The organism is Streptomyces sp. NPDC047971 (genome assembly GCF_040653355.1).
Taxonomy (GTDB): Bacteria; Actinomycetota; Actinomycetes; order Streptomycetales; family Streptomycetaceae; genus Streptomyces.
Genome location: NZ_JBEZNW010000014.1, coordinates 62,659 through 81,271 on the forward strand (window position 1 = coordinate 62,659; position 18,613 = coordinate 81,271).

Annotated in this window: 15 protein-coding genes; 9 read left to right on the forward strand and 6 right to left on the reverse strand. The window is 73.0% G+C overall.

Translation table 11 applies throughout. The features are described from left to right. Positions 1–14: 14 nt before the first annotated feature. Complete coding sequence (locus AB0D99_RS15860) at positions 15–971, reverse strand: ABC transporter substrate-binding protein (RefSeq protein WP_362361169.1); 957 nt, start codon at positions 969–971, stop codon at positions 15–17. A gap of 496 nt (positions 972–1,467) precedes the next feature. Between AB0D99_RS15860 and AB0D99_RS15865 the strand changes: the two genes are divergently transcribed. From AB0D99_RS15865 to AB0D99_RS15890, 6 genes are all read left to right on the forward strand, one after another. Beyond that, on the forward strand, positions 1,468–2,313 hold the full coding sequence (locus AB0D99_RS15865) for an amino acid ABC transporter permease (protein WP_362361173.1): 846 nt from the start codon (positions 1,468–1,470) through the stop codon (positions 2,311–2,313). Beyond that, entirely contained in the window at positions 2,310–4,109 is a 1,800-nt protein-coding gene (locus tag AB0D99_RS15870) for an FAD/NAD(P)-binding protein (protein WP_362361176.1), read from the forward strand. Before AB0D99_RS15865 ends, AB0D99_RS15870 begins: the two co-directional genes overlap by 4 nt. Positions 4,110–4,184: 75 nt before the next feature. Further along, positions 4,185–4,937: an amino acid ABC transporter ATP-binding protein gene (locus AB0D99_RS15875; RefSeq protein ID WP_362361179.1), complete on the forward strand. Its 753-nt coding sequence runs from the start codon at positions 4,185–4,187 to the stop codon at positions 4,935–4,937. 72 nt (positions 4,938–5,009) lie between these two features. Next, the gene (locus AB0D99_RS15880; protein ID WP_362361182.1) at positions 5,010–5,810 is read left to right on the forward strand and encodes a DUF1684 domain-containing protein; all 801 of its coding nucleotides are present in this window, start codon (positions 5,010–5,012) and stop codon (positions 5,808–5,810) included. A gap of 182 nt (positions 5,811–5,992) precedes the next feature. Next, entirely contained in the window at positions 5,993–6,883 is an 891-nt protein-coding gene (locus AB0D99_RS15885) for a S1 family peptidase (RefSeq protein WP_362361185.1), read from the forward strand. A gap of 102 nt (positions 6,884–6,985) precedes the next feature. Beyond that, positions 6,986–7,684, forward strand: a complete 699-nt coding sequence (locus AB0D99_RS15890; RefSeq protein ID WP_362361188.1) for a hypothetical protein — start codon at positions 6,986–6,988, stop codon at positions 7,682–7,684. On the opposite strand, the gene AB0D99_RS15895 is transcribed toward AB0D99_RS15890, so the two are convergent. The 3 genes from AB0D99_RS15895 to AB0D99_RS15905 form a co-directional block, all read right to left on the reverse strand. Next, the gene (locus AB0D99_RS15895) at positions 7,663–8,544 is read right to left on the reverse strand and encodes an alpha/beta hydrolase (RefSeq protein WP_362361191.1); all 882 of its coding nucleotides are present in this window, start codon (positions 8,542–8,544) and stop codon (positions 7,663–7,665) included. The genes AB0D99_RS15890 and AB0D99_RS15895 overlap by 22 nt on opposite strands. 42 nt (positions 8,545–8,586) lie before the next feature. Beyond that, positions 8,587–9,528, reverse strand: a complete 942-nt coding sequence (locus tag AB0D99_RS15900; protein ID WP_362361194.1) for a GNAT family N-acetyltransferase — start codon at positions 9,526–9,528, stop codon at positions 8,587–8,589. Between the two features lie 146 nt (positions 9,529–9,674). Further along, positions 9,675–10,706: a DUF3533 domain-containing protein gene (locus AB0D99_RS15905; protein ID WP_362361197.1), complete on the reverse strand. Its 1,032-nt coding sequence runs from the start codon at positions 10,704–10,706 to the stop codon at positions 9,675–9,677. A gap of 150 nt (positions 10,707–10,856) precedes the next feature. Here AB0D99_RS15905 and AB0D99_RS15910 point away from each other — a divergent pair, with 150 nt between their 5' ends. From AB0D99_RS15910 to AB0D99_RS15920, 3 genes are all read left to right on the forward strand, one after another. Continuing rightward, positions 10,857–14,504, forward strand: a complete 3,648-nt coding sequence (locus AB0D99_RS15910) for a DNA polymerase III subunit alpha (protein ID WP_362361200.1) — start codon at positions 10,857–10,859, stop codon at positions 14,502–14,504. After that, positions 14,501–15,460 carry a hypothetical protein gene (locus AB0D99_RS15915; protein ID WP_362361203.1) on the forward strand — a complete coding sequence of 320 codons (960 nt, stop codon included), beginning with the start codon at positions 14,501–14,503 and terminating at the stop codon, positions 15,458–15,460. The genes AB0D99_RS15910 and AB0D99_RS15915 overlap by 4 nt, the downstream gene beginning before the upstream one ends. Before the next feature lie 191 nt (positions 15,461–15,651). Then, positions 15,652–16,512 (forward strand): alpha/beta fold hydrolase, encoded by an 861-nt coding sequence (locus AB0D99_RS15920; RefSeq protein WP_362361206.1) that lies wholly within the window; start codon positions 15,652–15,654, stop codon positions 16,510–16,512. A 10-nt stretch (positions 16,513–16,522) separates the two neighbouring features. Here AB0D99_RS15920 and AB0D99_RS15925 read toward each other — a convergent pair whose 3' ends face one another. Both AB0D99_RS15925 and AB0D99_RS15930 read right to left on the reverse strand, forming a co-directional pair. Further along, on the reverse strand, positions 16,523–17,527 hold the full coding sequence (locus tag AB0D99_RS15925) for a lytic polysaccharide monooxygenase (protein ID WP_362361209.1): 1,005 nt from the start codon (positions 17,525–17,527) through the stop codon (positions 16,523–16,525). A gap of 302 nt (positions 17,528–17,829) precedes the next feature. Beyond that, the gene (locus AB0D99_RS15930) at positions 17,830–18,498 is read right to left on the reverse strand and encodes a response regulator (RefSeq protein WP_362361212.1); all 669 of its coding nucleotides are present in this window, start codon (positions 18,496–18,498) and stop codon (positions 17,830–17,832) included. Positions 18,499–18,613: the final 115 nt, after the last annotated feature.

An 18,613-nucleotide genomic window follows, 5' to 3' on the forward strand; every position in this document is an offset into this window, starting at 1 on the left:
CCGCCCCGCTCCCCTCACTTCTCCGGTGCCGGGATCTCCGGAGGAGAGATCCGGGACTCGGCGATCGCCGAGTCCGTCAGGCCCCACTTCCTCAGGATCCGGTCGTACGTGCCGTCCGCCTTCAGCCTGTTCACCGCCGCCCGGAACGCGGGCGCGAGCGGCGTGCCCTTGGTGAAGGCGAAGCCCACGTCCAGCCGACGGTACTCGTTGAGGAACCTGACGTTCTCCTGCTGGGTCACCGCGTACCGCAGGCCGTTGACCGTGCTCATCAGCACATCGCTGCGCCCCTGCTGGAGCGACATCCACTGGGCGCCCAGGTCGTTGAAGACCTGGACCTCGTACGGCTTCCTGCCGGCCGCCGCGCACCGCGGACGGTTCCGCTCCAGCGTCGCCTCGAAGGTCGTGCCGCCGCCCGTCGCCACGTTCAGGCCGCACAGCTGGGTCAGGTCGGTGACCTTCTTCAGCGGACTGTCCGCGCGCGTCGCGAACCCCTGCCCGTCGTTGACGTAGGTCACGAAGTCGATCGTCCTGCGCCGTTCCTCCGTCACCCCGAAGTTCCCCGTGCCGACGTCGTACTTCCCGCTGCCGAGGGCCGGCAGGATCGCCTCCCAGCTCACCACCTCGCGCTTCACCCGGAGTCCGAGCACCTTCGCCACCGCGTCGGTGACGTCGACGTCCGCGCCGACCAGTGTCCTCCCGTCCGGGAGGTAGGCGGCGCCGGGCAGGGTGCCGGTCGCGGAGGCGACGGAGATCGTGCCGCCGCGACGTACCTCGGCGGGCAGCAGCCGCGCCGCCGCCTCGTCCCTGGCGATCGTCGACACCACGTCGGCCGTCGGCACCGCGCCCTTCCCCGCCCCCGCCGCGGGCGCCGTCGTCGCGGGAGTGCCCGAGCCGCACGCCGTGAGGGCGAGCGTGGTCGCGGTGATCAGGGCGAAGGCGACCGTGTGGCGCCGTGTACGGGTGAGGCTCATGGCTTCGGGGTCTCCAGATGTCTCTCGGCCGAGAAGGCGGGCGCGCCAAAGGGGCCGGCCGTGTCCGACGCGCGGGCAGCGCGGATCCACGGCGGGGAAGGGAGTCGTACGTGTCCCTCAGGAGCAGGACGAGGCAGGGCGGAGCGAGGGGAGTCGAGCTCGGTCACACGGGTGAAGGCGCCGCGCGGAAGAGTGCGGGCAGGCGAAACGCGGGAGGTCGGCTCAACAGGAAGAGGACCACACGCGACCGAAGTCGATGTGGGAGCGCGTGACCAGCCACTGCTGCGAATGCATGGGCCAAGTGGAACAGGTATCCGATTGTCCGTCAACCGCGGTGAGACGTACGGCTCATCCTTCGGACAGCCTTGACAAGGCGGCGCTCCGTCGCCGTAGCCTCAGGGGGGCGGATCGAGCTGAGGGGCTCGGATCCGTGCTCACCGCGCGTGAAGGCGCACACCCGTGTTCGATCCGTCTCTGGAATCCACGGAGCCTTCGCATGTCCGCGACCCTCACCAAGACACCCTCCACGGCCCCGTCGGCCGCCCCCCTCCGCATCGTCCCCGCCCGCCGCACCGGCCAACGGGCCGCGGCCGTCGTCGTCCTGGCGCTGCTCGCGCTCGGCGTCGTCTCGGTCGTCCGCAACAGAGCCTTCCAATGGGACGTCGTCGCCGACTACTTCACCTCGGCCGCCGTCCTGCGCGGACTGGGGCTCACCCTGTGGCTGACCGCCCTCGTGATGCTCCTCGGCTTCGCCCTCGGCACGCTGCTCGCCGTCGGCAGACTCTCCGCCAACCCCGTTCTGCGCGGAGTCAGTTGGGGCTACATCTGGTTCTTCCGCTCCACCCCGATCCTGGTCCAGCTGCTCTTCTGGTTCAACATCGGGGCGCTCTACCCGACGATCCTCGGCATCGACACGGTCAACCTGCTCGGCCCCGTCGCGGTCGCCGTCATCGGTCTCACCCTGCACGAGGCCGCGTACGCCGCCGAGGTCGTGCGCGGCGGCATCCTCTCCGTCGACCACGACCAGATCGAGGCCGCCCAGTCCCTCGGCCTCGGGCGGTGGAGGCGACTCACCCGGATCGTGCTGCCGCAGGCGATGCGCTCGATCGTCCCGCCCGCCGGGAACATGCTGATCGGCACGCTCAAAGGCACCTCCATCGTCTCCGTCATCGCCGTCCAGGACCTGCTCCACTCCGTCCAGCTCGTCTACCACCGCACCTACCAGGTCGTGCCGCTCCTCCTCGTCGCCACGGTCTGGTACGTCGTCGTCACCTCGGTCCTCAGCGTCGGACAGCACTACGTCGAGCGGTACTACGCCCGCGGCACGGCCGGTGCGCGATGACGGGGAACGCGTCCCTCGTGATCGTGGGCGCCGGGCCGCGGGGGACCGGCCTCCTCGAACGACTCGCCGCCAACCTGCCGGAGCTGTACGGGGACCGGCCCCTGGACATCCATCTCGTCGACCCGCACCCGGCCGGCGGCGGACGTGTCTGGCGCGCCGCGCAGTCACCGCTGCTCCGGATGAACTCGCGGGCCGAGGACGTCACCATGTTCACCGACGAGACGGTGGACATGGACGGCCCGGTGCGACCGGGACCCACCCTCGCCGAGTGGGCCGGAATCGACGGTCGCACGTTCCCCAGCCGCCCCCGGCAGGGCGCCTATCTGCGCTGGGTGTACGAGCGGGCCCGCGCCGCGCTGCCCGCGTCCGTCACGGTCCACGAGCACCGCACCCGAGCGGTCCGGGTCGGCGGCCCGCGCCATGGGCGCCAGCGGGTCTGGCTGGAGGACCGTTCCGTACCCCTCCTCGCCGACCTCGTCGTGCTCTCCCTCGGCCATCTCGACGCCGAACCCGACGACGAGCAGCGCCGGTCGGCCGACTTCGCCGAGCGGCACGGGCTCGTCCACCTGCCGCCCGACTTCACCGCCGACGCCGATCTGTCCCCGCTGCCCGCCGGTGAACCGGTGATCGTGCGCGGCTTCGGGCTCGCCTTCGTCGACCTGATGGTGCTGGTCACCGAGGGGCGCGGCGGGCGGTACGAGCAGCGGGGCGAACGGCTGGAGTACCTACCGTCCGGGCGCGAACCGGTCCTGTACGTCGGATCCCGGCGGGGAGTGCCCTACCACGCCAAGATCGGGTACCCGCTGGAGGGCGAACAGCCCCCGCTGCCCCGGTTCTTCGGTCCCGCCCAGGTCGACGCGCTGCTGCGCAGGCCCGGGCGGCTCGACTTCCGCCGCGACATCCGACCCCTCGTCGACAAGGAGCTCGGCTGGGCCCACTACCACCGCCTCTTCGCCGCCCACCCCGAGCGGACCAGCGGCGCGTGGACCGACTTCGAGGAGAAGTACGCCGCCGCGGCGCCCGGCGGGGCCGAGCTGGACGCCCTCGTCGCCGCCGCCGTCCCCGACCCCGCCGACCGGCTCCGCCTGGACGCCCTCGACCATCCCCTGGACGGGGTGCGCTTCGGCTCCCCGGAGGCCCTGCAGGACGGCCTGCGCCGCCACATCGCCCGCGACCTGGCGCGGAGCCACGACCCGGGACACAGCCCGGACCTGGCGGTCTTCACCGCGCTGCTCTCGGTCTACGGGCACCTCGTCAGGCTCGGCGACACCGGCGACCCGCACGGCTGGTGGCACGGGTTCTTCAGCTTCCTCGCCTCCGGGCCGCCCGGCCCCCGGCTCCACCAGCTGCTCGCTCTCTCCCGGGCGGGGATCGTCCGCTTCCTCGGCGCCGGCCTGACCGTGCTGACCGACGAGGAACGCGGGGTCTTCCGGGCCCACTCCACGAGTGTGCCGGGCCGGTGGACCGAGGCGCGTGCCCTGGTCGAGGCCCGGCTTCCCGGCCCGACCCTGGAACGCACCGGCAGTCCGCTGCTCCGCGCCCTCCACCGGGACGGCGCCCGGGCCACCCCGGCCGGGCTACTGGCCGTCGACCCCGCCGACGGGCGGATCCTGGAGCGCGCCGGAGGCCCGCACCCGCGCCGTTTCGCGCTCGGCCCGCACACCACCGCGGGGGCCGGCGGGGCCTTCACCCGGCCGCGCACCGGAGGCGCCGCCTTCCGCCAGAACGACGCGACCGCGCGCGCCGCCCTGGCGTTCCTGCGCGACCTGTCCCGCCGTGCCCCGCTGAGCGCCTGAGTCCGCTCCGGCGCGCCCTCCTCCCGCGGCATCCGCCGAACGCCACCACCCGAAAGGCACCGTCCGATGAGCTCCATGGTCGAAGTCAGGTCCGTCCACAAGTCCTTCGGCGCGCTCGACGTGCTCCGGGGCGTCGACCTCGACGTCCGCGCGGGGGAGGTCGCCGTCGTCCTCGGACCGTCCGGCTCGGGCAAGTCCACCCTGCTGCGGACCATCAACCACCTGGAGAAGGCCGACAGCGGCCGGATCAGCGTCGACGGAGCCCTCGTCGGCTACCGCCGCTCCGGGAACAAGCTCTACGAGCTGCGCGAACGCGAGATCCTCAAGCAGCGCACCAGGATCGGCTTCGTCTTCCAGAACTTCCGTCTCTTCCCGCACCTCACCGTGGTCGAGAACATCGTCGAGGCCCCCGTCTCGGCCCTCAAGCGCCCGCGCGAGGAGGCCGTCGCCGCCGCCGGGAGGCTCCTCGACCGGGTCGGTCTCGCGGACAAGGCGGACGCGTATCCCGGACAGCTCTCCGGCGGTCAGCAACAGCGGGTCGCGATCGCCCGCGCGCTCGCCCTCGAACCGAAGCTGCTGCTCTTCGACGAGCCGACCTCCGCCCTCGACCCCGAGCTGGTCGGGGAGGTCCTCGACGTCATCAAGGACCTCGCCGCCGCCGGCACGACCATGATCGTCGTCACCCACGAGATCGGCTTCGCCCGCGAGGTCGCCGACACGGTCGTCTTCATGGACGAGGGCCGGATCGTCGAACAGGGCCCGCCCGCCGAGGTGCTCGACAGCCCCCGCCACGAACGCACCCGCGCCTTCCTCTCCAAGGTCCTCTGACCAGCCGTACCCGACGACCCGCACGGCCAGCCACGCATCAGGAGCTGACGCCCTGTGGAAAGGTGGAACACCATGAGCACGGATCCCCGACAGGGCGCACAGCAGGACTGGCAGCACTGGCACGAACAGCGCACGGCGGCGGTCTCCTCGTCGTACGGCCCGCTCTCCCTCACCGGTACGTACTGGCTCTCCGACTACCCGGAGGGGCGAATTCCGGCCGTTCCCGGGCGGTGGCACGACAGCGGCGACGAGGTGGTCCTGACGGCGGACGCCGAGGACGCGATCACCGTCGACGGCAAGCCCCTGATCGGCAGCGTCCGGCTCACCGCGGACCACGCCCCGATCCACGAGTCCCGGGCCGAGTCCGCCGGCCGACGACTCGTCGTGCTGCGCCGCGAAGGACTCTGGGCCGTACGGGACTTCGACCCCGAGTCGCGGGCGCGCCGGACCTTCCGGGGCATCGAGGCCACACCGTACGACGAGCGCTGGGTGGTGCCCGGCACCTTCCGCGCCTACGAGCACTCCCGCAGCGTCCGGGTGGAGAACGCCGACGGCAAGGAGCGCGGGCTCGGTCTCGCCGGTGAGCTCGCCTTCGAACTGCACGGCGTCGAACACGCGCTCCAGGTCGCGGTGGAGGACGACGGCACGCTGTGGGCGGTCTTCGCGGACCTCACGAGCGGGCGGGACAGCTACCGGTTCCGCTTCCTGCGTCCCCAGGCGCCGGCCGAGGACGGCACGGTGACGGTCGACTTCAACCGTGCGCTGCTGCCGCCGTGCGCCTTCGTGGACCACTTCATCTGCCCCTTCCCGCCACCGGGAAACACTCTGGACACCGCGGTGCCCGCGGGGGAGCGGCGGCTGGTCGAGGGCTGACCGAAATCTTCGCAAGTGCCAGGCCCCGCACGGTAGTTGAGCATCGTACGGTTCGGCCGAAAGGCGCCCTTGCGGCAGTGGTGCGGGCGGGCCGAGACTCCCCCACAGCGCCGGCCCCGGGCCGCGCCTCACGGGCCCGCACCCCACGTCGGGCCCCCGATTCCCCTCTGGAGGAACGCGAAGTGAGGACCAAGCGCACCACCCCCACAAGAACCGTCCGACTGCTCGCCGTCGCCACCGGCCTCGCCGCCGCGGCAGCGGTCGCCGTCCCCGCCGCGAACGCCGACACCGCGCAGACGTTCGGCGCGACGCAGCTCGCCGCCGCGGGCGACGCCGTGCTCGCCGCCGACGTGGCGGGCACCGCCTGGCACGTCGACCAGGCCACCAACAGCGTGGTCGTGACCGCGGACTCCACCGTGTCGCAGGCGGAGATAGCCAAGATCAAGCGCCAGGCGGGCGCCAACGCCGGCGCGCTCCGGGTCGAGCGCACCCCCGGCACGTTCACCAAGCTGATCTCCGGCGGCGACGCGATCTACGCCACCAGCTGGCGCTGCTCCCTCGGCTTCAACGTCCGTGACAGCGCGGGCAACTACTACTTCCTCACCGCCGGACACTGCACCGACGGCGCGGGCACCTGGTACTCCAACTCCGGCCGGACCACCGTGCTCGGCTCCACCTCGGGATCCAGCTTCCCGACCAACGACTACGGCATCGTCCGCTACACCAACAGCTCCGTCACCAAGTCCGGCACGGTCGGCGGCGTCGACATCACCAGCGCCGCCAACGCCACCGTCGGCATGTCCGTGACGCGTCGCGGCTCCACCACCGGCACCCACAGCGGCTCCGTGACCGGACTCAACGCCACGGTCAACTACGGCGGCGGCGACATCGTGTACGGCATGATCCGCACCAACGTGTGCGCCGAGCCCGGCGACTCCGGCGGCCCGCTCTACTCCGGCAGCCGTGCCATCGGCCTCACCTCCGGCGGCAGCGGCAACTGCTCCTCGGGCGGCACGACCTTCTTCCAGCCCGTCACCGAGGCGCTGAGCGCCTATGGAGTCAACGTGTACTAGCCGGAGGCGAAGCCTCCGTAGCACGATGATCCGAACGACGTCCGGCCCCGGGGCATGCCTGCCCGGGGGCCGGACGCCTGGACTCGTGGCGGGGGAGAGCGCGTGACGTCAAGGCCGGCAGAGGTGCACGCCTCACGTCCCCAGCGCCGGGTCCGGCGCAGCCCGCTGCTCTACACGGCGCCGATCGTGCTGCTCCTCCTGCTCACCGCCGTCCTCGGCTGGGAGATCGTGCGCGCCAACATGACCGAGGAGGCCAGGACCGACTGGCCCTGGCGGTTGCAGCTCCTGGACATGGAGCCGCTGGGCAGCCTGCTCGCGGTCGCCGCGGCCGCGGTTCTGGGGCGGGCGCAGTACGCCCGTACCGTACGGCCCTACCTCGGGCTCCGGGCCGACTGGGCGAGCGGGAACCTGCGAGCCGGCGCGGACGAGTGGCGCGTCGGACTGCTCAACGGAGGGCAGCACACCGCGGTGATCGAGCGGTACGAGTGCGGGGTCGTCCTCGCCGGCGAGTCCACGCCCGTGGCCTGGACCGACGTCGCCGGCGCGGTGGACCGGCTGACCGCGGCCGGACTGACCGTCAAGGAGGACTTCCAGATCGTCTCCTTCGGCAGGTTCCCGCTGGTGGGCACCGGAAGCTACGACACCCTCACGGTGGCCTCCTTCTCCCGGCGCTTCGTCGCCGAGGTCGACGCCTTCTTCATCCGGGTCCGGGTCGTCGACACGGTGGGCGACAGTCACGAGCGGACCATGAACTGCCTCGAGGGGGCCCGGGCGAGCGGCTACGCGCCGCCGTCCTCCTGAGTCCGCAGCCACTCCAGGACACGCGGCAGCGCGTACTGCGCCGCGAAGTGGCCGGCGCGCGGCTCCAGGACGAGGGTGGACCCGGCGATCCGCCCGGCCAGCCAACGGGTGTGGGAGGGCGGCGAGAACGCGTCGTCGAGACCGTGCCAGAGCAGGACCGGGGCGGTCACGTCGGACACCTCGAAGCCCCATGGCCGGGTGAAGGCCAGACAGTCGTCGGTCCAGCCGTGGTGCGAGGTGCCGAGCGCCTCGCGGTAGGAGCGCAGCAGGGTCGCGCGCACGGCGGGATCGGACACGACCGGCAGGTCGTGCTCGGACAGCTCCGCCCGGAGATCCTCGATGAGCCCCTCCGGGTCCTTCCTGACGGCCGCGGCCCGCGCCGCGAGGTCCTCGTCGAGCAGCGCGGGCGACTCGACGGCCAGTCCGTACTCGCGGACGTTGAACGGCGTCATGCCGGCGGACCAGTCCAGACCCGCCGCGTCCCGGGGAGCGATCCCCACCAGCGCGGCGGCCGCCCGGACGCGCTCGGGCAGCAGGGCGGCGCACGCGAGCGCGTGCGGGGCGCCGCCGGAGCGTCCGACCGCGGCGAAACGCTCGATGCCCAGCGCGTCGGCGACGGCCGCGGCGTCCCGGGCCGCGTCGGCGACCCGCCGGCCGGGGAGCCGGTCCGAGCCGCCGTAACCGGGACGGTCGTAGGAGAAGAACCGGACGTCGGGACGGTGGGCCGCGAGGTCGGGCAGCGCGGTGCCCAGCCTGCTGCCCGGCGTGCCGTGCAGCAGCAGTACGGGGGTTCCCGACGGGTTGCCCCACTCCTCGGCCATCAGCAGGCGGCCGTCGTCGGTGCGCACATGCTTGCCCATGGGCCCGCAGCGTACCGCCGGGGCGGCCGCCCCGCCCCGGTGTCAGAGGGTGCGGGCGAACTCCAGCCGGTCGGCGAAGTTCACGTACCCGGCCCGCTCGAAGGCCCTCGCCATCGCCACGTTGGCCGCGTCGCAGTCCCCGCGGATCTCGGTGGCGCCCGCGGCGGTGAGGACGCGGGTGCCCCGGACCACGACCGAGGTCGCGTACCCCTTGCCGCGGTGGGCCGGCGCGACGCCGACGAAGCCGATCACCGGAACGCTCGGGTTCTCGGCGGGCAGGCTGATCACGGCGACGGTGCCGTCCTCGTCGTAGCCGAGCTCCCACCACGCGGGCTCGTGCGTGAGCTCGGCGGTCTCCTCGAAGAGCAGCTCCGCCGCGCGCCGCGCGCCGTGCTGCCGTACGTCCGCCGCGAGCCGGGCGTCCGCGGTGTCCACGAGCAGGTCAGCCAGGACGGCGACGAAGGGCTCGGGACCGAGCTCGGCGAGCGAGCGGAAGGTCAGCCGGGGATCGTCGGCCGGCAGCTCTCCGGATCCGCAGGGGTCCCGGAGAGTGAACCGGCGTCCGTCGCGCACCACCTCGTAGCCCGCCGTCCGCAGCAGCTCGCCCCGGCGCTCCGGGTTCCGCTGGAACTGGGGGGCCTGGGCGGGGGAGTCGACGACATGCTCCAGCTCCGTCGCCCCCAGCTCCCTCGCCTTCGCGGCCGCCGCGTCGAGAAGAGCGGTGCCGGTCTCGGGCGAGTCCTCCGGGGCCTCGAACAGCACGACGGCGAGCGGGACCTCCTGCCCCGGGATGGTCCACAGGACCACGCTGCCGGCCGGCCGCCCTTCGCCGTCCTCGGCCACCAGACACCACTCGGGCCGGGTGCACCCGCTGTCGAGGAGCTGGGTGAGGTACGCACGGGTGGCGGCGTTGCGCTCGGTGTCACCCGAGTGCTCGACCAGGGCGGGGAGTTCGTCGGGCCGAGCGGGACGGACGATCGTCACAGAGAGAGCCTTCTCGGTTCGGGGTTGGTCTGCCTCGCGAACCTAGCCGTCGACTGGCCCACGGGCCAGGGGATTTCACGGTCGCCGTCGGTGTGGACACCGGCACCGCGTCCGCGGGGACGGGGGGCCGGCCCGATCGCGTGCCCTCACGTCGTGGCCGCGCCGGGCTCCCCGGCCGTCGGCTGCGGCGCGCGTCTCAGCGAGGACATCACCAGCGTGACCGCGCTGCCGACGACCGCCCACGCGGAGAGCACCAGCAGGGAGCCGGTGACGTCGTTGCCCTTGAAGTACGCGATCGAACGCGCCACCCAGGTCCCGGCACCCGGCGGAAGGGCGGGCCCGATCGCGTTCCAGAACGGCGGCAGCATCGGCAGCGGGAAGGCGCCGCCCGCGCTCGGGTTGCCCGCGACCACGATCAGCAGGATCGCGAGACCGATGCCGACGATGCCGAAGACCGACTGCAGGGCCAGGGTCGCCGCGCCGACGGCGAAGACCACCAGGGCGCCCAGCCCCCACAGGGCCGCGACGCTGCCCGGCAGGGCCCCGAGGATCGGCCCCACGATGACCGCGCCGCCGAGGCCGCCGAGGATCGCGTACACCGCGAGCACCCCGAGCCGGATGACGGCCCGCTCGGGGTTGGCGGGTCGCGCGCCCGAGCTGATGGCGAGGATCGCGGCGCAGATGTAGCCGCCGACGCACCAGCCGACGACGAGGTAGAACGCCGAGAGGCCGTCGAAGTCCTCGGGGGAGGCCGGGGCCACGTCGACGGTCCTGATGGTGCGCTGGTCGGCGCCCTCCAGCCTGGTGAAGAGCGTGTCCAGGGCGGAGGAGAGCACGGTGCCGCCGCCCGAGGCGACGAGCAGGGTGTCGGTGGTCCCGGCCGGGCGCACCACCAGGGCGCCGTCGAGCTCCCGGTTCAGGATCTGCTGCCTGGCCTCCGCCTCGTCCGTGACCGTGCGGGGGTCGAGCGGCCCGCCGGGGAGTGCCTCCAGCTGCCCGACGAGCCGGGCGGAGACCTGCGGGGGCGCGACCACGCCGAAGGGCACGTCCCTCGGCTTCGGATCGTGCAGCGCTCCGACGTACGAGGTGATGAACAGCAGCTGGAGGGCGAACACGCCGATGACGAGCAGGGCTGCTCGCGGGGTGACGGCACTCTTCAGTTCAGCGGCGAGACTCATGCCTCCACGCTCCGGGGGAGGTGGTGTTTGCGCAGGTGGGACGGGCCCGTACGGATGATGTGCGCGGCGTATCGTACGCACGTTCGAAATGGGTTAGGGTGAGAAGGAGGGGGTGGGAACGTACGTACGAATTCGATGCGGGAGGTGCACATGCCGGGGTTCGCGCATCTGCACACCGCCTCGGGCTTCTCCCTGCGCTACGGGGCCTCGCACCCCGAGCGGCTGGCCGGGCGCGCCGCCGAGCGGGGCATGGACGTCCTGGCCCTCACGGACCGGGACACGGTCGCGGGCGTGGTCCGCTTCGCGAAGGCATGCGCGGAGGCGGGGGTGCGCCCTCTGTTCGGCGTGGACCTCGCGGTCGCGGACCCGGCGCCGGCCGGACGGGGGCCGGACGGACGGCGCAGGGGCGGCGACGGGGCGCGCGCGAACGGCTCCGTCGGCGGGCGCGCCGCGACCGGCTCCGGCGCGGCGGGGCGGGCGGCCGGGGAGTCCGGTCCGGCCGCTTCCGGGGAGGACGCGGACGGACGGGCGGCCGGCGGAGGCTCCGCCCGGGGCTCCGGCGCGGCCGGGTGGCCGGTCCGGGAGGCCGGGACCTCCGCGCGGCGGGTGCCCGTGCGGGGCGGCGCCTTCGTCGACGAGTCCGCCTCCCGCGTCGTCCTCCTCGCCCGCTCCGCGGTCGGCTGGGCCGAGCTCTGCCGGATGATCACCGCCGCCCACGCGGAGGGCGAGCAGCCGCGGCTGCCCTGGGGCGCCAACCACGGCGACGACCTGACCGTGCTCCTCGGACCCGCCTCCGACGTCGGCCGGGCCCTCGCCGCGGGCCGCCCCGACCGGGCCGCCAGGCTCCTCGTCCCCTGGCGCGAGCGGTACGGCGACGCCCTGCGGCTGGAGGCCGTCCATCACGGCCGCTCCGGCACCGGGCCCGGTTCGCTCCGGCTCGCCGCCCGCACCGTCGGCTTCGCCGCCGAGCAGGGCGTCCGCCCGGTCCTCAGCAACGCCGTGCGGTACGCGGACTCCGGTCAGGGCCCCGTCGCCGACGTCCTCGACTCCGCCCGACGCCTCGTCCCCATCGACCCCCGCAAGGAGCTCGACAGCGGCGAGGCCTGGCTCAAGGACGCCGGCGACATGCTGGCCGCCGCCGAGCGGATCGTCGAGGCGGCCGGCTTCCGCAGGGACACCGCGCACCGGCTGCTCGACCAGACCATGGCGGTCGCCGACGGCTGCGTGGTCGACCCCCAGGACGACCTCGGCATGGGCTCCGCCCACTTCCCCGAGCCGTACCTCGTCGGCGCCGCGCACCGCACCGCCCAGCGGGTGCTGGCCTCCCGGGCCGCCGCCGGCATGGTGCTGCGGGGGTACGACCGCGGTCCCGGCCGGCGTGCCTACTGGGACCGGATGCACCGCGAGCTCGACATCATCGCCCACCACGGCTTCGCCACCTACTTCCTGACGGTCGCCCAGGTCGTCGACGACGTGAAGCGCATGGGGATCAGGGTCGCCGCGCGCGGCTCCGGCGCCGGCTCGCTCGTCAACCACCTCCTCGGCATCGCCCACGCCGACCCGGTCGAACACGGACTCCTCATGGAGCGCTTCCTCTCCAAGAACCGCACCGCGCTGCCCGACATCGACATCGACGTGGAGTCCGCCCGCCGCCTGGAGGTCTACCGCGCGATCATGGACCGCTTCGGCACCGAGCGGGTCGCCACCGTCGCCATGCCCGAGACCTACCGGGTCCGCCACGCGGTACGGGACGTGGGCGCCGCGCTCTCCATGGATCCGGCCGAGATCGACCGGATCGCCAAGGCGTTCCCGCACATCCGGGCGAGGGACGCGCTCGCCGCCCTCGACGAACTGCCCGAACTGCGCGAACTCGCGGGCGAGAGACAGGCGTACGGCAAGCTCTGGGAGCTGGTCGAGGCCCTCGACGCGCTGCCGCGCGGAATCGCCATGCATCCGTGCGGGGTGCTCCTCTCGGACGCCTCGCTGCTCACCCGTACCCCGGTCGTGCCCACCAGCGGCGAGGGGTTCCCCATGGCCCAGTTCGACAAGGAGGACGTGGAGGACCTCGGGCTGCTCAAGCTCGACGTCCTCGGAGTACGGATGCAGTCCGCGATGGCGCATGCCGTCGCGGAGGTGGAGCGGGCCACCGGCGAACGGCTGGATCTCGACGACCCGGCGCGGGTGCCGGCCGGCGACCCCACGACGTACCGGCTCATCCAGTCCACCGAGACCCTCGGCTGCTTCCAGATCGAGTCGCCCGGCCAGCGCGACCTGGTCGGCCGGCTCCAGCCGGCCACCTTCCACGACCTCGTCGTCGACATCTCGCTCTTCCGGCCGGGACCGGTCGCCGCCGACATGGTCCGCCCGTTCATCGAGGCCCGCCACGGCCGGGCACCCGTCCGCTATCCGCACCCGGACCTGGAGGGCGCGCTGAAGGAGACCTACGGCGTCGTCGTCTTCCACGAGCAGATCATCGAGATCGTGCGGATCATGACCGGCTGCGGCCGGGGCGAGGCCGACCAGGTCCGGCGCGGGCTCTCGCATCCCGAGTCGCAGGGCCGGATCAAGATCTGGTTCGCCCAGCGGGCCGAGAAACGGGGGTACGACTACGAGGTCATCGCCCGCACCTGGGAGATCGTGGAGGCATTCGGCTCGTACGGCTTCTGCAAGGCGCATGCGGTCGCCTTCGCGGTCCCCACCTACCAGTCGGCCTGGCTCAAGGCGCACCACCCGGCGGCCTTCTACGCCGGGCTGCTCACCCACGACCCCGGGATGTACCCGAAGCGGCTGCTGCTCGCGGACGCGCGGCGGCGCGGGGTGCCGGTGCTGCCGTTGGACGTGAACCGGTCGGCGGCCGCCCATCGAATCGAACTGGTGTCCGGTCCGCCGACGTGCTGGGGACTGCGGCTCGCCCTCTCCGACGTCCATGGCATCAGCGAGGCGGAGAGCGCGCGGATCGAGGCCGGGCAGCCGTACGCCTCGCTGCTCGACTTCTGGGAGCGGGCCCGCCCGCGCAAGCCGGTCGCCGAACGGCTGGTACAGGTCGGCGCGCTGGACGCCTTCGGCGCCAACCGCCGTGACCTGCTGCTGCACGTGACCGAACTCCACCGCACCCAGCGCGGAGCCGCCTCCTACGGCGGCCAGCTCCCGCTCGCCCAGGGCCGGAAGACCGCCCCCATCGGGCTGCCCGACCTCGACGAGTCGGAGCGGCTCAGCGCCGAACTGGGCGTCCTCGGCATGGACGCCTCGCGCCACCTCATGGGCGACCACCACGCCTTCCTGCGCGAACTCGGCGTGGTCTCGGCCAAGCGGCTGCGCGAGGCCCCGCACGGGCGGACCGTGCTGGTCGCGGGCGCCAAGGCGGCCACCCAGACCCCGCCGATCCGCTCCGGCAAGCGGGTCATCTTCACCACGCTCGACGACGGCACGGGCCTGGTCGACCTCGCCTTCTTCGACGACTCCCACGAGGCCTGCGCCCGCACCGTCTTCCACTCCTGGCTGCTCCTCGTCCGAGGTGTGGTGCAGCGGCGCGGCCCGCGCAGCCTCAGCGTGGTCGGGTCCGCGGCCTGGAACCTCGCCGAGCTGGTGGAACTGCGGGCCACCGGCGGGCTGGAGGCGGTGGGCGCACGGCTCGCGGAGCCCGCGCCGGTGCCCACCGGAGACGGCGACGGAGGCCGCCGGATCACGATGGAGACCGGTTTCGAGATGAACGCCTGGGCCGACCTGAAGCCGGCCGGCGAAGGCGCGGCGACTCCGGCCAGGAAGCTGTGGCACCAGAGTCCGGGGAGCGCGGGATGATCCTCTGTGTACGGTTCCGGCTCGAAGCCCTCGGGGAGGCGATGCTTCCCCGGCTGGTCGGGCTGCTCACCGAGTTCACCCCCGTCGTCGAGGCGGCCCCGCCCGACACCCTGCTCGCCGACGTGCGCGGCGCGCTGCGCTACTTCGGCTGGAGCCCCGTCGAACTGGCCTCCGTGGTACGGGTCAGGGCGCTCGCCCTGTACGGCGTCGACTGTGTCATCGGGGCCGGGCCGAACCCGATGCTGGCCCGGATGGCGGCGCGCGAGGCCCGCCCCGGCGTCACCCTGGTCGTCGACGACCCGGCCGCCTTCCTGCGGGAACGCCCGGTCGTCGCGCTCGACGGCGTCGGCCGCGCGACCGCCCGTACCCTCTGCGCGTACGGACTCGACTCCATCGGCAGGGTGGCGGACGCGCCCCTCGCCGTGCTCCAGCGGCTCGTCGGCGCGAAGGCAGGCCGCGAGCTGGCGGAGCGGGCCCGGGGGGTCGACCGCGCCGCCGTCGTCCCGAACGCGCTCTCCCGTTCGATGGCGGCCGAACAGACCTTCTCCCAGGACGAGTTGGACCACTCGGCGCATCGCAGGGCGCTGCTCGCGCTCGCCGGGGAACTGGGTGCCCGGATGCGTACGGAGAAGCAGGTGTGCCGCTCCCTCACGGTGACCGTGCGGTACGCGGACCGGTCGACCACCACCCGTACCCGTACGCTGCCCGAGCCGACCGCCCACTCGGCGGCGCTCACCGCGCTCGCGTACGCGATCCACGGCTCGTTCGGGCTGCAGCGGGCCCGGGTGCGGGGGATCGCGCTGCGCGTGGAGGGGCTCGCGCCGGCGAAGGGGGCCGCGCGTCAGCTGACCTTCGATCCGGCGGACGAGAAGGCCCGCAGGATCGAGGCGGTGGTGGACCGGGCGCGGGCGAGGTTCGGCCCGGGGGCGATCGTGCCGGGCTCGCTGGCGGCCTGACGGGCACCCGTAACGTCCATGACTACTCCTTATTGACGAGAAGTCAGTTTTTACCGACGCGTAACTTCCCAGTCGAGGCTACTCGTGCGTAGCTTGGCTGGAAGCAGAGCATCCCCACTTGTGGTCCGGACCGCAGGGCTCACTGCCATCGTTCGTCGAAGATTTCCCTTGAGCCGCAAGGAGATCGCACGATGCTGCCCTGGAAACACGCGCTCAGAACCCTCTCGGTCCTCCTGCTGACCGCCGCCGCCACCCTCGCCCCCACCGCGTCGGCCCAGGCCGCCGCAGCCCCGAGCCGGGGCTGGAACGACTTCTCCTGCAAGCCCTCCGCTTCCCATCCGCGTCCGGTCGTCCTCGTCCACGGCACCTTCGGCAACTCCGTGGACAACTGGCTGGCCCTCGCGCCCTATCTGGTCAACCGCGGATACTGCGTCTTCTCGCTCGACTACGGCCAGCTGCCGAACGTGCCGTTCTTCCACGGACTCGGCCCGATCGAGAAGTCGGCGGAGCAGCTCGACGTATACGTCGACAAGGTGCTCGCCGCCACCGGTGCCGCCGAGGCCGACCTCGTCGGCCACTCACAGGGCGGCATGATGCCGCGTCACTACATCAAGTTCCTCGGCGGGGCCGAGAAGGTCAACGCGCTCGTCGGGATCGCCCCCGACAACCACGGCACGACCCTCCTCGGCCTCACCAAGCTGCTGCCGTACTTCCCCGGTGTCGAGAAGTTCATCAGCGCGAACACCCCGGGCCTCGCCGACCAGATCGCGGGATCCCCGTTCATCACCCGGCTCAACGAGGGCGGGGACACGGTGCCCGGCGTCACGTACACGGTCATCACGACCAAGTACGACGAGGTCGTCACCCCCTACCGGTCCGGGTTCCTCGACGGTCCGAACGTCACCAACATCGTCATCCAGGACAAGTGCGCGCTGGACCTCTCGGAGCACGTGGCGATCGGGACGCTGGACCGGATCACGTTCCACGAGGTGACGAACGCTCTCGACCCGGTCCGTGCGACCCCGACCACCTGCGCGTCCGTGATCGGCTGACCCCGCGGGGTCAGCGGCCGTGCCGGCCCGCGGGGACCGCCTTGCGGCGGACGGCCGCGAAGAGCAGCGACGCGCCGAGCGCCAGGACGGCGGCGCCGCCGACCGCGATGTAGGGGGTCGCGGCGTCGCCCCCGGTCTCGGCGAGGCTCTCGCCCGGGCCGGAGCCGGCGGCGGCGGGCGCGTTCGGCGCCGCCGGCTCCGAGGAGGCGGGCGCCGTCGTGGCGGCCGGCGCGGCCGCCGTGGCCTCCGCCCCGGTCTCGGCCTTGTCGTCACCGTGGCCGCCGTGCTCCACGGACGACTTGTCCTGCCCGTCCTCGATCTCCTCGTCGGTCGGCGCGGAGGCGGTCGGCGCCGGGGCGCCGCCCGCGCTGCCGTTGTCCTTGCCGAACACGACGTCGGAGCAGGTGTAGAACGCCTCGGGGGAGTCGGAACGCTGCCAGATCGAGTAGATCAGGTGGCGGCCGGACTTGTTCGGGACCGTGCCGTCGAAGACGTAGTCGCCGTTCTCCATCCGCGGGTCGGTGACCGTCGCGAACGGCTCGCCCTCCAGGTCCGACCACTTCAGCGGCTTCGAGGGGTCGTAGCCGTCCTTGGTGACGTACAGCTCGAAGGAACCCCTGTGGGGCGCGGTCCCCTTGTAACGGAAGGTGTGCTTCCCGGAGGCGAGCGTGCTGGCCGGCCAGTCGCCCCGGGCCAGGTCGAGCCCGCGGTACTTGTCGTTGCCGGCGCTGCAGAGCTTGCCGTCCGGGATCAGGTCGCGGTGCTTGCCGGCGGCGTTGGCGATGTTCACGGCGTTCCAGTCGTAGAACGCCTGCGTCCCACTGGCCGCGACGGCGGCCTTGCACGCCGCCGACTTCGGGCTCTCCGGCCCCTCGGCGTAACAGGCCGAGACCCGGCTCACCGGATCGGTCATCGACCCGTGCGCGGAGGCCGGCGCGGCGGCGAGCCCGGCGAGCGCTATCGGCGCGACACCGAGGGCGAGAACGGTGGCGGCCGTACGGCGACGAGAGGTCATGGGGGGACAACTCCTTCACGGGGGTGATGTGGGGGTTGCCCAGAAAACTAGCCGCCGCGAGGAGGGAAAAGGCCGGTGGAGAGGGGGTGGGGGCGATCCTTAGGACGCCTTTAAGGCGGGGGTAAGAGGGGGCTCAGGAAGGGCCCTGTGTCGCGCTCCGCGGGGCTGGTGGGGCGCGTGCTTGGCGTGGGCCTCCGCCCGGCGCGTGCTTGGCGTGGGCCTCCGCCCCCGGGCCGCGTGACAGGTGTCGTCCCACCTGCCCTGACACGCGACGCTCTCGTCCCGTGTCCGCCGGACACGCCCTAGCCCAGCCGGCGGTAGCGCCGTTCCGGGCGGCCCGTTCCGCCGTAGCGGAGGGTGATCTCCGCGCGGCCCGTCTCCGCGAAGTACTCCAGGTAGCGGCGCGCGCTGACACGGGAGAGGGAGCCCGCCTCCGCGCACTCCGTCGCCGACAGGCCCTCCGGGTGGGCGCGCAGGATGCCGTCGACCAGTTCCGCCGTGGGCGCGGCGAGGCCCTTCGGGAGTTCGCGCGAGCCCGGCGGACGCGTGCCGAAGATCTGGTCCACGTCCTCCTGACGCGCCTCGTCCAGCGCGTCCAGGCGCGTGCGCAGCGAGGCCACATGACGCAGCTGCTCCTGGAGGGCGGACGGGTTGAACGGCTTGATCAGGTAGTGCAGCGCCCCCGCCCGGAGCGCCGAGCGGATCATGCCGGCGTCCCGCGCCGCCGTGATGAACAGGGCGTCGACCGCGAGACCCGCCCCGCGCAGCTCGCGCAGGACCGAGACGCCGTCCATGTCCGGCAGGAAGATGTCGAGGAGCACCAGGTCCGGGCGCAGCCGGTCCGCCAGGCGCAGCGCCTCCGCGCCGCTGTGCGCGACGCCCACGACGGAGAAGCCGTCCACGGCCGCCACACAACGGCTGTGCAGCTTCGCGACCATGAAGTCGTCGTCGACCACCAGCACCTTCGTCACCCCGACACGCTAGGTCGCGACCACAAGGACCACAACGTCCGTTGATTGCGGAAGAGAGACAGGTTCTTAACGCGCGGGCAACATGTGGGCCACTTCACACACCTATCGAGAGGCG

Coding starts and splice junctions, on each gene's coding strand:
- AB0D99_RS15880 (WP_362361182.1), top strand. CDS start 5,010: ATGAGCACGGATCCCCGACAGGGCGCACAGCAGGACTGGCAGCACTGG.
- AB0D99_RS15910 (WP_362361200.1), top strand. CDS start 10,857: ATGCCGGGGTTCGCGCATCTGCACACCGCCTCGGGCTTCTCCCTGCGC.
- AB0D99_RS15895 (WP_362361191.1), bottom strand. CDS start 8,544: ATGGGCAAGCATGTGCGCACCGACGACGGCCGCCTGCTGATGGCCGAG.
- AB0D99_RS15920 (WP_362361206.1), top strand. CDS start 15,652: ATGCTGCCCTGGAAACACGCGCTCAGAACCCTCTCGGTCCTCCTGCTG.
- AB0D99_RS15925 (WP_362361209.1), bottom strand. CDS start 17,527: ATGACCTCTCGTCGCCGTACGGCCGCCACCGTTCTCGCCCTCGGTGTC.
- AB0D99_RS15870 (WP_362361176.1), top strand. CDS start 2,310: ATGACGGGGAACGCGTCCCTCGTGATCGTGGGCGCCGGGCCGCGGGGG.
- AB0D99_RS15865 (WP_362361173.1), top strand. CDS start 1,468: ATGTCCGCGACCCTCACCAAGACACCCTCCACGGCCCCGTCGGCCGCC.
- AB0D99_RS15875 (WP_362361179.1), top strand. CDS start 4,185: ATGGTCGAAGTCAGGTCCGTCCACAAGTCCTTCGGCGCGCTCGACGTG.
- AB0D99_RS15915 (WP_362361203.1), top strand. CDS start 14,501: ATGATCCTCTGTGTACGGTTCCGGCTCGAAGCCCTCGGGGAGGCGATG.
- AB0D99_RS15860 (WP_362361169.1), bottom strand. CDS start 971: ATGAGCCTCACCCGTACACGGCGCCACACGGTCGCCTTCGCCCTGATC.
- AB0D99_RS15905 (WP_362361197.1), bottom strand. CDS start 10,706: ATGAGTCTCGCCGCTGAACTGAAGAGTGCCGTCACCCCGCGAGCAGCC.